Origin of the sequence: Prosthecobacter sp. (assembly GCF_034366625.1) — a bacterium.
GTDB lineage: Bacteria > Verrucomicrobiota > Verrucomicrobiia > Verrucomicrobiales > Verrucomicrobiaceae > Prosthecobacter.
On sequence record NZ_JAXMIH010000022.1, the window covers coordinates 51,744 to 65,590 of the forward strand.

The 13,847-nt window shown below is 58.5% G+C and carries 7 protein-coding genes; 3 read left to right on the top strand and 4 right to left on the bottom strand.

Features of this window, described 5'->3' with window-relative positions; all coding sequences use genetic code 11:
• Nucleotides 1-76: 76 nt before the first annotated feature.
• Entirely contained in the window at nucleotides 77-3,163 is a 3,087-nt protein-coding gene (locus tag U1A53_RS20495) for a PVC-type heme-binding CxxCH protein (protein WP_322283724.1), read from the bottom strand.
• A 51-nt stretch (nucleotides 3,164-3,214) separates the two neighbouring features.
• Between U1A53_RS20495 and U1A53_RS20500 the strand changes: the two genes are divergently transcribed.
• Nucleotides 3,215-5,443 (top strand): trypsin-like peptidase domain-containing protein, encoded by a 2,229-nt coding sequence (locus U1A53_RS20500; protein WP_322283725.1) that lies wholly within the window; start codon nucleotides 3,215-3,217, stop codon nucleotides 5,441-5,443.
• A 798-nt stretch (nucleotides 5,444-6,241) separates the two neighbouring features.
• Here U1A53_RS20500 and U1A53_RS20505 read toward each other — a convergent pair.
• Both U1A53_RS20505 and U1A53_RS20510 read right to left on the bottom strand, forming a co-directional pair.
• Nucleotides 6,242-6,733 (bottom strand): hypothetical protein, encoded by a 492-nt coding sequence (locus U1A53_RS20505; RefSeq protein ID WP_322283726.1) that lies wholly within the window; start codon nucleotides 6,731-6,733, stop codon nucleotides 6,242-6,244.
• Nucleotides 6,734-6,955: 222 nt separating this feature from the next.
• Nucleotides 6,956-7,795 (bottom strand): hypothetical protein, encoded by an 840-nt coding sequence (locus U1A53_RS20510; protein WP_322283727.1) that lies wholly within the window; start codon nucleotides 7,793-7,795, stop codon nucleotides 6,956-6,958.
• Between the two features lie 674 nt (nucleotides 7,796-8,469).
• Between U1A53_RS20510 and U1A53_RS20515 the strand changes: the two genes are divergently transcribed.
• Nucleotides 8,470-8,946 (top strand): hypothetical protein, encoded by a 477-nt coding sequence (locus tag U1A53_RS20515; protein ID WP_322283728.1) that lies wholly within the window; start codon nucleotides 8,470-8,472, stop codon nucleotides 8,944-8,946.
• Nucleotides 8,930-13,633, top strand: coding sequence for an ATP-binding protein (locus tag U1A53_RS20520; protein ID WP_322283729.1), 4,704 nt, complete (start codon nucleotides 8,930-8,932; stop codon nucleotides 13,631-13,633). The genes U1A53_RS20515 and U1A53_RS20520 overlap by 17 nt, the downstream gene beginning before the upstream one ends.
• A gap of 18 nt (nucleotides 13,634-13,651) precedes the next feature.
• Here the strand turns inward: U1A53_RS20520 and U1A53_RS20525 are convergent, their stop codons facing one another.
• A complete protein-coding gene (locus U1A53_RS20525) occupies nucleotides 13,652-13,846 on the bottom strand; it encodes a hypothetical protein (RefSeq protein WP_322283730.1) in 195 nt (64 codons plus the stop codon).
• Nucleotide 13,847: the final 1 nt, after the last annotated feature.

Consider the following 13,847-nt stretch of genomic DNA (forward strand, 5'->3'; position numbering starts at 1 on the left):
GACAGACTGCCAAAGGCAGCCCGAAGGGAAGCGAAGCGCATCAATGACGAATGCTCGCGCTATCGCAATTCATTCGTCATTTGGGCATCTCCACCTGCCCCTCGCCCATGAGGTAGGCGATCAGGTTCATCACGTTCTCCTCCCCGAGAGCTGCCAACAGGCCTTCCGGCATCAGGCTCTGCGTTAGTTGCTCCTGTTTCACGATTTGCGTCCGCTCAATCGTGAGCCGTTCCACAGGAGTCTGCACCGTCAGCGTGCGTTCCGTCTGCTCGGGAATCACACCGGTGATCGTGCGGCCATCCTTGAGCTGGAAGACGCTCACGCGGAAATCGGCGGGGACGACGGCATTCGGATCCAGGATGTTCTCCAGCAGATACTTCAGGTTCCGGCGATCACTTCCCGTCAATTCCGGCGCGATGGCTCCGCCCTGGCCATACATCTTGTGACAAGCGCTGCACGCCGCCATGAAGATCATGCGGCCCTTCGATTTGTCTGCCTTCGTGAGCGCTTCTGGCTTCAACACGCCTTCCCATTTCGCAAACTCGGCTTTCTTCGCCTCCGGCGTCTCACGAATCTCGCCCCAGGCTTCCGTCAGCAGCTTGGTGACCGATTCATCACCCAGATTGCGAATCTGCCGTGCTTGGAAGGGCGTGATCGCCGCCGCAGGCACCTTCTTGGCTTTCACCGCTTCGAGCAGCTCTTTCGCATAGCTCGCACGCGAGGTCAGCGTGGCCACGGTGGCGGCCTGCTGTTCCTCGCTGCGCACCGGCCACGAGCCGAGGAGCTGTTTCGGGATGCTCGGGTCATCGTAAGCTGCCAAAGCACCGCGTGCCGCCGTGGCGAGCACCTTGTCATTCACCTGTGCGCGAATGACCGCGAGCAACTCTGGCTTCGCGCTGCGCGTGAGACTCTTGAAGGCATTGAGACGAGCGTTGGCATCTCCATCCGCATTTTTGACGATGGCAATGAGTTCATCTGCCGCGCGTCCGCTGCCGAAGACGACGGACAGGTTTTGTATTGTAGTCCCGGCTTTAGCCGGCTCAGAACCGCCTGAAGGCGGAACTACAGTGCGAAGAAACTCATCCCAGCCCTTCGGCTTCTTCGCGCTGCTAAACCCATCCAAGCCTGCCGCCATACCCGCAAGCACATCGTCGCGCAGATCAGATTGCTTCGCCATTAACGCCACGAGCGCATCCACCGCCTCGGGCTTGTCCTCGATCATCTCGGCGATGCGGCGGGCGACGAGGCGGCGCACGGTGGGGATTTTCGCCTCGCGGATGAGCTCCACGCCCTTCATCGGCTCCGCCGCCACCGCCGGCTCGATGCCATACCAGATCATGAGCGGCTGCTGGCGGTCATTCGCGTCCTCCTCATGCTTCGCCAACGCCGTCGCGATAGGCCAGCGGGCGTCGAGCGGGAGACGCTGGAGCGCGGAGGCGAGGTGAAGGCGGACGAGGCCGGATTTATCAGTATTTGCTGCCTCTTGGTAGAGATTCAGTGTCTTGTGACGAAGTTCTTCATAAACTTCGCCTTCCTCACCGTCAGTGTGCTTGCTGAGCGAGGTCAGCCACAAGGCTCGGAGTCCTTCATCTTTTTGAATTTGCTCGATTGGCAAAAACGAATCCAAATCATTCGAAGCAGGAATTCCTTGGCTCATGCGCAAGCCGAGCAACGCAGTAGAAATGGCTTCCGATTTTTCCGCCTTCTCTGAGTTTAATTGCAGTAGGGCACCTGCGAAGTCGAAGAAGGTTTTGGCTTCACCATCTTTCTCATTGGTAATCTTCATGAACTTTTCATGAAGCGCGGCAGTGGCAAAGCGGCTCCACCAATTATTGGATGAGTTAATCAGCTTTACCAACTCCTCATCCTTCATCGCCGCCACGTTGATCGGCTCCGCCTTCTTCGGCTCCCCATACACGATCTTATAAATCCGCCCGCTGCTGCGGTGGACGCCGTCGTTGTCGTGGCATTCGCCGCTGTCGCTCCAGTCGGAGACGAAGACGTTGCCGTCGGGGCCGGTGAGGAGATCGATGCCGCGGAACCATTTGTCCTTGGACTGCATGAAGTCGGGCGCGTGCTTGCCGACGTAGCCGCAGCCCTGGCGCTCCAGCTTGTCCACGTTGATGCGGTTGCCGTGCAGGTTGCAGGTGAGGACGGCACCGTGGTATTCCTTCGGCCAGGTGCCGCCTTGATAAATGAGCATGCCGACGTGGGCGTGGCCGCCGCCGAGCGAGTGGGTCTTGCCGGTGACGCCGAGCTTGCGGATGTCGCTCCAGCTTTCCGCGCCGGTGTCCCAGTGGAAGTGGTCGGCCGTCTGCTCGATGACCTCATAGACATGCGGATTGAGATGCGTGCCGAACATGCGGCGGTAATACGCGCCAGGGATGACGTGCCAGAGATGGCCGATGACGGTGTTGATCATGAACAGCTCGCCCTCCGAGTTCCAATCATGGCCCCACGAATTCGTGCCGCCATGCGCCACCACTTCGAAGACCTTCCGCGTCGGATGAAAGCGCCACATCGCGCAGTTCAGCTTCGTGCGCTTGTCCTGCGGCGTGCCGGGTGCGCCGACGCTCGATGTGTCGGTGATGCCGTGGCGACCGTAAAGCCAGCCGTCCGGCCCCCAGCGCAGGCCGTTGACGATGTTATGGCCGATGGTCTTCACGTTGAAGCCATCGAGCAGCACCTCCGGCTCGCCATCGGGCGCGTCGTCGCCGTTTTTATCCGCGATGAAGCTGAGCGTGCCGTTGTGCAGCACCCACACGCCGCCGTAGCCGGTCTCCACGCTCGTGAGGTAGCTGCCGCCCTCCCAGAAGACCTTCCGGCCATCATGTTTGCCATCGCCGTCCTTGTCCTCAAGGATGATCACACGATCCCGCAGCTTCGTGTCCCAGCGCATGGGCGTCTCGGCAAAGGTGTAGTTCTCCGCCACCCACAGGCGGCCCTTCGCATCCCACGCCATGCCGATCGGCTGCCGCACATCCGGCTCTGCGGCAAAGACCACGCACTTGAAGCCCTTCGGCAGCTCCATCGTCGCCGCAGCCTCCTCGGCGGACATGGGAGCGCCTTTTTCGGTGTCATAAATCTTCGGGAAATCCTCCCCGAGGGCCGTCAGGGACGAAAAGGACAAGAATGACAGGAAGACGGCGTGGCGTATGCTCATAAAGTGGACTTTCCCAAACGCCCGTCTCTCGCGCAATCTTCATTTCATCCCATGAAGCACTCCATCCTTCTTCTTTCCGTGTTTTCGATGTGTTCCGTGGGCCACCTCTGCGCTGCGACAAAGTCTGCCAGCCAATCCAAAGCTCCCGCAGCAAAGACCACCGCCGACCTCGCGGAGTCCATCGCCCCGTCGTTGGTCAAAATCACCCAACTGGGCCGTGAGGGCACGGATGGCATTGGCTCGGGCTTCATCGTGAGTGCAGATGGCCTCATTGCCACGAACCTGCATGTCATCGGTGAAGCACGGCGGCTTCAGATCGAGATGCACGATGGCAAAACCCACGACGTCACCGCCATTCATGCCAGTGACACGCACCTCGACATCGCGTTGCTCAAAATCGACGCCAAGGGCCTCAAGCCGCTCCCGTTGGGTGATTCAGCCAAAGTCCGCCAGGGTGATCCCATCATCGCCATGGGCGCCCCCGAAGGCCTCGGCTTCAGCATCGTTCAGGGCGTGCTCTCCGCCACGCGTGACATCGACGGCCAGGACATGCTGCAAGTCGCCGTCCCCATCGAAAAAGGCAACAGCGGCGGCCCCTTGCTCGACATGCAGGGCCGCGTGCTCGGCATCCTCACGCTCAAATCCTTGAAGACTGACAACCTCGGCTTCGCCATGCCGGTGAACCTGCTCAAGACGCTCATCGAAAAACCCAACCCCGTGCCCATGTCACGCTGGCTCACCATCGGTGTGATCAATGCCAAGCTCTGGAAAACCCATCTCGGCGCGCAGTGGACCCAGCACGCCGGCGTCATCAAAGCTGAATTCCCCGGTGCAGGTTTTGGTGGTCGCGCCCTGTGTCTCTCCACCCAAAAAGTGCCGGAAGACACCTTCGAGATCGCCACCACCGTGCGTCTGGATGATGAATCCGGTGCCGCCGGTCTCACCTTCTGTGCCGATGGCGGTGACAAACACTACGGCTTCTATCCTTCCGGCGGCAAACTGCGCCTCACGCGCTTCGACGGTCCCGATGTCTATTCCTGGACCATCCTCGCCGATGTCCCCAGCGACGCCTACAAACCCGGCGAGGCGAATGACCTGCGCGTCCGCGTCGAGCCCGCGCGCATCGTCTGCTTCGTGAACGGCAAACAAGTCATCGAGAGCGACGACACCGGCCTGCGCGGCGGTTCTGCCGGGCTGTGCAAATTCAGAACCACCGAGGCCGAGTTCCGCAACTTCAGCATCGGCACCGATCTTGCTGAAACGCCGCTTCAGCCCGAAGTCGCTTCCAAGCTGCGCTCCAAAGTCGAAGAATTCGTCGCCGCATCTGCCACCACCGACAAAACCCTCGATGGTCTCCTCGAAAATCCTGCCGCCGCACGCCGTGTGCTCATCGAGCAGCGCCGCAAACTCGAAGAGGAGGTCGTCAAACTTCGCGAACTCGAACGCGAACTCCATCGCCGTGCCATGACGAAGGAAATCCTCGCCGAACTCGCCAGGCCGGAGCCCGAGATCAATCTCCTGCGTTGCGCGCTCCTCCTTGCCCGTCACGACAATCCGGAGATCGAAATCGCCACCTACCTCAACAGCTTCAAAGCCATGGTCGCCGATTTGAAGGACGACCCTGAGATCCAAAAAGGCACCATCCCCGCCGTGAAGCGCCTCAACCGTTATCTCTTTGAAGAAAACGGCTTCCACGGCAGCCGCCACGACTACGGCAGCCGCTCCAACAGCTACCTCAATGAGGTTCTCGATGACCGCGAAGGCCTGCCCATCACGCTGAGTGTCCTCTATGTCGAACTCGCCTCCGCCCTCGGCGTGCAGGGCGTGTTTGGCGTGCCGCTGCCCGGCAAGTTCATGGTCGGCTATCGCGACGGACCTGAGGGCGAGCTCCAGCTCGTCGATGTCTTCGAGCGTGGCAAACTCCTCACCGTCGCGCAGGCCGCGCTTGATCTCACCGAAAGCGGCCAGTTCCCCGATGGCAGTCTCGATCCCACCACCAAGCAGACCATCCTGCTCCGCATGCTGCGCAATCTGATGAGCAGCGTGTTTGATGACAGCCGCTCCCTGCGCGAATCGCTGCCCTATTTAAATCTCGTCCTCGCCATCGACCCCACGTCCGCCGCCGAACGCCTCACCCGCGCGCAAATGCGCCAGCGCCTCGGCGAAAAAGCCGGTGCCCGTGAGGACGTGAACTGGCTCATCACCAACTTTCCCGAGAACGGCCCGCCCGAACTCATGCAGCAGCTCGATCGCTGGATGCAGTCGTTGCGGGAGGAATGAGCATCGTGAGGGAATACGCGTTGGCAGTTGTTGGCGATGGTTTGCGATGGTTTGCGATGGTTGACGATGGTTGACGATGGTTGACGATGGTTTGCGATTCATCCTTCGCAGCAGCCTGCTTTCATCCTTCGCATTAAGCTACGGAGCATCGGAACACTGGGCGGGGGTGTGGAGCAGGGGGTAACTTCCTACCAGCCTGTCGTAGCGTGAAGCGGTGAATGATTCGGTCTCCATTTTTTTGATGGCAGTAGAATGATGGCAGTAGAATGGCTTTGAATCTCAATATTCTACTGCCCCCATTCTGCTGCCATTTATTTCCCCGTACGCAGGGGAAGTTATTCGGGAGAACGGAACGGAGCACTGGAACGACGGGTGGGCGTGTGAACCAGGGAGTAACTTTCTCTGGTAAAAAATGGGAGGTAAAAGATCGGAAAACGACGGTTCCCATTTTTTACCGCCAATCTTTTACCAGCCAAGTTATTCGGGAGAATGGATGGTTTGGCAAACCACCGTCAACGGCGCCCGCCTGCATCGCTGTGCGAAGCACTGCGGGCAGGCAGCGCCCTTCAGCCACCGCAAACCATCCATTCTCCGTAGCAAGACTGCGAAGGATGAACTAGCCTGTGGATCGAAAAGAACAGGCAGGCTGCCTGTCTCACGCTCTCCCTACCTCCGCAGCGCGGTGATCACTCCGTGGTACGACAGACACTCCTGTCTGTCGATTCCCCACGCTTCCGCCACACCCGACAGACAGGAGTGTCTGTCGTACTTTCCTACCTTCTCAGCATCACGATCAGCTCATCGATCTTGTTCGCGATCTGCTGCACCTCCGCCTGCGTCGGCGGATCGCTCACCGTCATTCCCAGCGTCGCCACTTGGTTGGTTGCTGCTGGTGGTGGCGATGGCGTCGGTGAGCTGCTGGAGCGAGACCTCGCCGGGAGCGCCCGGCAGGCCTGGCTCACCCTGGATTCCCTGCGGGCCTTGGCCGCCATCGCTGCCGTTGCTGCCCGCCTCACCCTGCGGGCCGGTGGGGATGCCAAAAATGAAGTGCAGCGTGCCGTCGGTCACCTCGAGCACCACCTGGGCCGGAGTGCCCGTCGGCAGCGTGTTGGTGCCATCGACGATGGCGGCATGGATCGTCTGGATCGCATCGATGAGATCTTTGAGACCGTTGAACTGGTCCCGCAGCTCCCCGGCCACCACCAGGGAATCGTCCACCGGCAGCGCCGGGTTGAAAGCCGTCAGCGCCCTCCGGCCTCGGCCACGCAAAGAATGGGAAAGTGTTTTCATATTGTTGGTTGTTGGTCAAGGAGTGGTCAAGGTGTGGTCAAGGTGTGGTCAAGGTGTGGTCAAGGTGTGGTCAAGGTGTGGTCAAGGTGTGGTCAAGGTGTGGTCAAGGTGTGCTCGTCTGGAATCCTACTCGTCCTCGGTTCTGGATGCTGGATGTTGGATGCTGTCCCACCCCGCTGCGCCCGTTCCTCGGGGCACAGCGGGTGGTTCGCCTCCAGCGCCTCAGGCGGCACCGCGGATGGTTTCCGCGCTCCAGTTGCTCTGGCCGGGGGTGCCGTTGGCGGCCACGCGGAAGGCATAAGTCACCCCCACCTCCAGCGTCTTCGTCACCAGCGTTTTCGTCGTGCTTTCCAACTGCTCCCACACACGCGGCGTCACGTCCGGGCTGCACTGCAGCACGTAGGTCTTCGCCGCCGTCACACTGTTCCAGCGGATCTTCATCATCCCGGCCTCGCCGTTCAGGTCCACGCGCAGGTTCGTCGGCGCGGCGATGCTGGTTACCGGCGTGGGTGTGTTCTTCACCCCCAGGCCGCTGCTCAGGATCACCTGGCGGTTGCCATTGCTGGCCTCCTGCACGTAGGCACCGCGCACGTTCATCGCTGCCGTGATGTCCGCCCGCAGTTGATCCCGCTGGGCCACGGCGTCCTTCCAGGCGGACTCCGCGTTGATCGCCGCCAGCGCCACCACTTGGTAGGCGTTGAACTGCGCCAGGAAGTCCACCGCCGGTGGCTGCGGTGTCACGAAGTTCAGGTTCCCCGTCATCATCTCGATGTGGTTCTGAATGTAGGGGATCAGTTGGTTCGTGGTCTTCTCAGAGAGCCCCATCTTCACCTTGGCCCCCTCGTTCACCGGTGGCAGGGGATCTCCCACCGCGTAGCGGATGGTGCCGTAGCGGTGGCCCTGGTTGTAGCGGCCGGTCGGCACGCTCGCGGGGGTGGTGGGGTGGGTCATCGCGCCGGGGCTCCGGGCGGTGCGTTGGTCGGTTGGCTGGCTGGCAGAGGCTGCGCCTCCGCCGGGGTTGGCACCATCATCGGGTGCCGCGGCACTGACTGTCGTTTTCATGGTCTGGTTGGTTTGGCTGTTGGTTGGACGTAAACAGTCCTTCATCAGGACAATGGAAATTATAACAAACGTGGAAGTTATTGCAAGTGGATTTTTCAGGCTTCCTTAAACAGATGCAGCTTCACGCCACGTCAGCGCGCTAAGGGCATTCATTTTCAGCACCCATTCGCCCACGTTCCAACCATCTAAGTATTCCTTTAGATGGCCGCGCTAAGTTCCTAAAACCGAGCACGTTGGCGACGGGCGAGATAGACTGAGCGGAGCGAAGCCCGCAGGGTGAGACGAGCGTGAGGCGTGAGCGAATCAATTGCCAAACCCCTCCCCAAATCCCGACTCTTTTTCGCGAACTTGATGTAAAAAAAGCAAAAAAGCACATCAAGATCGGGCCACTTGCCATCAGGTGCCGCGAACCTGATGTGAGAAAAGCAAAAAATGACATCATTCCCGGACCACTTGCCATCAGGTGCCGCGAACTTGATGTCAAAAAAGCAAAAAAGCACATCAGGATCGGATCACTTGCCATCAGGTGCCGCGAACTTGGTGTGAAAATTGGGATGACACGTCTCCAAATCTCCCAGTCTCCACCACTCCTCGTCTCCTCGTCTTCCTTCCTGCGCTCTGCGCAAATCCTTGCCTTCAGATTCATTCCCCGCTTGGATAAGCAAAATACCCGCATGCCCGATCTCCCGGAACAACTCGCCCGCAGCAACATCGACACCATGCTGGCGGCGGCGGGCTGGGTGGTGCAGAGTTTGGACGAGCTGAATCTGTCAGCCGCTCGTGGCGTCGCGGTGCGTGAGATGCAATCCTTCGGCGGTCCTGCCGACTACATCCTCTTCGAGGACATCAAAGCGCTCGGCGTGGTCGAGGCGAAGAAAGCAGGCACCACGCTCTCCGGCACCGCCGAGCAGAGCGCGCGCTACACCCACGCCCGGAAGTGGATTCCCCAGCGCTGGGCCGATCCGCTGCCGTTCACCTTTGAGTCCACCGGCATCGAGACGAACTTCCGCGACCAGCGCGGCCCCGACTTGCGCTCGCGGCCTGTCTTCGCCTTCCACAGGCCGGAGCACCTCCTGGAACTAGTCCAGCGGCCCGACACCATGCGCGCCCGGCTCAAGCACTTTGCCGTACAATATGTGGGACTCATTTAATCAACGCCACGAATCCCGAGATGCTGCATTCGAAGCCCTCTGCTGCCAAGTATTTGAGCGCTGGTGTCGTAGGGAATACGGAGATTCAATCCGCTCTTTCTATTTCGTCGATGGGCGTGGTGGAGATGGCGGCGTTGAGGCATTCGCAATTTTGAATGATGACTCGGTCGTGGGGTTGCAGGCTAAGGCATGGTGGGACGGATTCCACGACTCTCAAAAAAATCAGATCGAGACGTCGCTTCGGTCGGCGGCCACTCGCCATCCAACGCTTAGTCGGTATGTCGTTTGTTGCCCGCTAAATCTCCTCCCGGCAAGGGGACGGGGTAGCTCGGGCACTTCCCAACTGGATAGGTGGCAAACATTCGATGCCGATGCGAAGGTCGCTTACCCCAATGTCACACTGGAATACAGAGGCGAAACCGGAATCCGAGAATGGCTTCAACAGCCCGATTCAGAAACGATCGGTGCCTATTGGTTTGATGGTGAATTGATTCCACGCGATCATTGGCGTCAGCAATTTGACCGGGTCAAATCGGCGTGGATGGATCTTCGCTACGTCCCAGATCTCCATGTGTCCACGATTCTCGATGAGGATCTTTCCTGGTTTGTGAATTCACCCCGGGCCGCACAGGATCTGAAAGTAAAGATCCTACGCTTGGCCAATTCGCTGGAGCAGAAGCGGGAGAGAATCAGCAATTTGAAAAACCTTCCTGGGGATCACAGTCCACAAGCCTTGTCGGATTGCGCAACTCTGGTCGAAGCCATTGACTCTTCGTTGGCGAATCTTCAACTCCTGAAGACTGCGGTGGAATCCCAAGGCCTTCCCTCCATTAACATCGATTGCTCTATCGAATGGCAAATCTGGGAGACCGTCTCCCGGCTTTGGAAGGAACTGGGAGGGAGAGACCGGCTGACTTTTGCGACTTCCCCCACACAATCGGTCCTCGAAGCAGTCAAAGGACTTGAAGACAATCTCGAAGCCGTCCGAAAGTTGCTGGAGACCCAACAGCGCCTTCGCCGCATGCTGCTCGTGTTGGGCGACGCTGGAACGGGGAAAACCCAGACAATTACCAATTTATGCGACATCGCTTCTGAGGAGGGAGTTCCGGTCCTCGTGCTTCCCGCTCGTGCCTTCAATCCGCATAGCAGTTGGAACGAAATACTCGGACAGGCAAGCAACCGGCCAAATTGGACCGCCGATCAAATTCTCGACGCTCTCGACGCTTCGAGTTTGTTCGCGTGGCGCGAATCTCCTGAGCCCCGGTCGGCGCCGCGCCGGGCGATCCTGGCTCTGGATGGTCCTGACGAGAGTCCCGATCCGGAAAAGTGGAACGAGCGCCTCAAGGAACTTGCCAATCTCTGCAAATGCCGGCCCCTCATTGCTGCCATCGTGACGACTCGTCCGGAATCCGTCTCCTGGCTCTCCACCAGTGACGAACGCTTTAGTTCGCTTCATTTACATGCTCCCGACCTTTCCGATCATCTTCCCGAGATCTTTCAGGCTTATACACGGAAATATGACATCAAGGTACCTTCGCCCGCTGGAGTCGCTTGGGCACTGAGGACGCCTCTTGCAATCCGAGTGTTTGCAGAAGTGTATCAGGGGCGAACCATCGCACCGGGGCAGGATTTCGTAACGACTCTGGCTGAACTCTTCAAGCTGAAGCTGGTACGGCTCGACGGCGAATTGAACCATCGGAATCAGTCTTGGCCTAAAAACAAAGAATTGTCCCTCGGGATTCTTGATGCACTTGTTCCTGTCTTTCTCACTGAGGAGCGATGCTCGTATGCGCAATTCGCCGAAGCTGTCCGCGATTGCTTGGCTCGGCTTGGAATCACGATCGAGAACGCAGCGGCACTCTTCGAGCAATCGGCCACACAGCATGGTCTTATCGAGCTCTACAGGGCTCCCACCGGATCCATGAAGCCCGACCGGGTGATTGTTAGGCCGGGTTTCAACGCGCTCCTCGATTACATTCTTGCTAAGAATGTCGCCACGCGGATCAGCAAAGTCATCAAGACTTGGCGGCCCGATTTCTGGCTACTTCTGAAGATCCGAAGGCATTTCCCCAAGCTTGATCGATACACACTGAGATTTGCGAAAGAAAAACTCTTTCCGCAGGTGATCTATGGACGACAGAATTCCATAGCCCTTGTTGTCTCATTGCTTTTGAAAGAGGATCTTTCACTAATGGAATCGGGGCTTTGGCGCCCATATATAGATGAAAGGGTGATGGAGGAGTGCCACGCACGGGGGATCAACGATCTTCGCCCCGAAAAAGCGTTAGCGCACATTGAATGGGTAACACACCTCCTCGGGCGGGACATGGTGTCTTGCCGTATGTTGGTTGCCGAATTGATTTTGCCGTCATCCCGGATACCGGGTGCCACGTTCGGGGCCGAGTTTCTCCATCAGGAGTTCACCCGGATGAGCATGACAGAAAGGGATCTCGTCTGGTCAGGGCCCGATTGGCTTCCCGATAATTGCGGCGGACCTTGGGAGGGCAACGGAAGTCCGATCCACGATGCGATCACATTGAGGGACGACGACTCAGCGGTTTCTGCGTCGATCTTGGTCGCATGGGTGACATCGAGCGTGATCCATGAGCGGCAGAGCCAGGCCATTGCGCGCCTCGCCAAATGGGGTTCGAGTTGTCCCGCCGAACTTGCCAAACTCCTCCTTAACTTCGCAACCGTTGACGATGTTCAAGTCGTGGAATCGGTCGTGGTGGCGGCTGCGGGTGCTGTCTTGGAACTGGTCGAACATGGCACCGCTGACGATTTGGCCAAAGCCGTGCATGCGATTTTCTTCGACAAACGAGACGAAAAGGACCATCCGAGCGTAGTTGCAAGGCATGCTGCCAGGCTGGTCATCGAACGCGCATTCACCATCGGAACCGAACTCCCTCAATCCGTACGAGACGACGCAACACCACCCTATCTTCCGGTTGGTGTGAAGCTGCCAATCGACAAAGAAGCGGTGGCTCTCGCGGCGGGAGAGGGACGGGGTGGGGGAGACTTACCTCTTACGTTGGATCTCGATTGGTATGTCGCCAATGAGGCTAGCACCCCGTTTTTCGAACACGTGTGGCAACGGTCCGAGGAAGGTCAGTCTCGGCGCTATGCGAAGGTGTCCAAGCAGATTCTGGATGCGGTCGCAGACGGATCACTGGAGGTCGAACCTGCGGTCCGCGCGGAGATTGAAGAGGAGATAGAGGCAAGGACCCAAAAACATACTTTCTGGAACTCCTTTTTCCATCCTATGACGAAGATCGCAGAGACCTGCGAGGAGAGTGGCGTGGAATCCACTAGTCTCGCCGAAAATGAGGAGGAGTCTTCGGAACCAAGGCCTCTGGAAGAGAACCTCGAAGATTTTCGATTCAGATCAGAATCCCCTCCCGCTAGTTTCAGCCCTGAAGCCGAAGCCATCTTGGCAGATTACGCACTTGAAGTTTCGGCAAGCGAATCTCTCAGCCCAAAACAACTCGGCAATGGCCTAATTGTAGCCTTGGTCAAGAATTGGGGTTGGAACAAGGAGACGTTTTACGGCGATCCACGCGGGCAAGCTCCGGGAGAAATCTTGGGCGCTGACATCGCCATCTTGCGTCAGCACAGTCAGGCAAGCCATGGTTCCAGAAGTGCCGTGGCGATGTTCAGGGAAAAATACGTGTGGTCCGCCGTGAACGTAGTGTCGTCCTTCCTTAGTGACCGATTACCCGGGAGGGATGATAGGAACGTCGCGTTTGAAATGATCACCAACCAGTCCAACCTCGGCTCAGGAATGCCGGACCCACTGGCGGGTGATCGTCCGGATGTTGTTCCGGAGTTTCGCCTTCCTTGGAATCCGACAGGTATCGCTCCCACGCCTGATCTTGCCGAGACACGACAACCTGACCGCGGAATCCAATGGCTCGAACGAGCGGCCTGGCCGGATCCGGTGAACTGGTTTGCGGCTGGTGCCGACGAACCGATCATGTTGGCCGGGTTTCTTTCCATGAAAGATCACGCGGTTGGAATTCAGATTGCGGCGTGGGTCTCCTGCGTCGCTGTCCCAAGAGCGCAGGTTCATCTCATCGAACGCGACGTTGGGTTCGATCCAAGCTTGTGGACGTCGTCTTTCTCAGTCCACGAAATCAAGGGACATTTCGGAGGAGGTGTTTATGCGCCACTTCGGTTGGCGGTTTGGGCACCTTGGGTGACTGATGGCGAACCGGAGATGTGGCACACTCTTTCTGATTCCGGCGAACCCGTGGCAATTCCAATGATTCCGCTGGTCACTGAAAGCCATTGGCGTGGCACCGATGGTGAAACCTCAGCTCAATCGCCAACGAAATTTCTTCGCGTCGCTGGAGGAATTGTAGATTGCCGTGGAACCGACGACGCCATGCAGTTCGTGGGCAGGGATCGCATGGAAATAGCGTATTTCCAACAGCTGAATTTTCCGGACGAGTGGAGTAAGTCGAATCAACATCTGGAGATCAATCGCGCCAAAATTTTCCAAGCCCTTGATCAACAAGACTTGGTTCCAGTTTGGGGTATCCGGGTCTATAGGGAGCTTCTCCCTGAGCTCAGGCCTAAAGGGTTTGTCGATCAGAACAGCTACTGGCTTGTGACCTCAGAGGATAGTGGTGCGAGCTTCCGCTCAGTTTTAATTAGTCGAAATCAGGGGCAGGCTGCAATTGGCTGACAAACCTGCCGGAGGCCGTCAGAACAAGCCAGCACTCCTCAACTGCCGGGCCAGTGCCTGCTGCCTCTCCCCCATGGCAGCGCGTTTGCCGATGTTCATCCGCAGCGGCATCAGCTCCAGATTGGCGATGACGTGATCCAACTGCGGGGCGACGGCGAAGGGGATGACCCGCCGGCAACGCTGTGCGTAGCGATGCGGGCAGGTGTGATCCACG

Bases quoted from the DNA above. Each gene is read 5' to 3' on its own strand.
- U1A53_RS20495 (WP_322283724.1), bottom strand. From the start codon at position 3,163: ATGAGCATACGCCACGCCGTCTTCCTGTCATTCTTGTCCTTTTCGTCC.
- U1A53_RS20500 (WP_322283725.1), top strand. From the start codon at position 3,215: ATGAAGCACTCCATCCTTCTTCTTTCCGTGTTTTCGATGTGTTCCGTG.
- U1A53_RS20505 (WP_322283726.1), bottom strand. From the start codon at position 6,733: ATGAAAACACTTTCCCATTCTTTGCGTGGCCGAGGCCGGAGGGCGCTG.
- U1A53_RS20510 (WP_322283727.1), bottom strand. From the start codon at position 7,795: ATGAAAACGACAGTCAGTGCCGCGGCACCCGATGATGGTGCCAACCCC.
- U1A53_RS20515 (WP_322283728.1), top strand. From the start codon at position 8,470: ATGCCCGATCTCCCGGAACAACTCGCCCGCAGCAACATCGACACCATG.
- U1A53_RS20520 (WP_322283729.1), top strand. From the start codon at position 8,930: ATGTGGGACTCATTTAATCAACGCCACGAATCCCGAGATGCTGCATTC.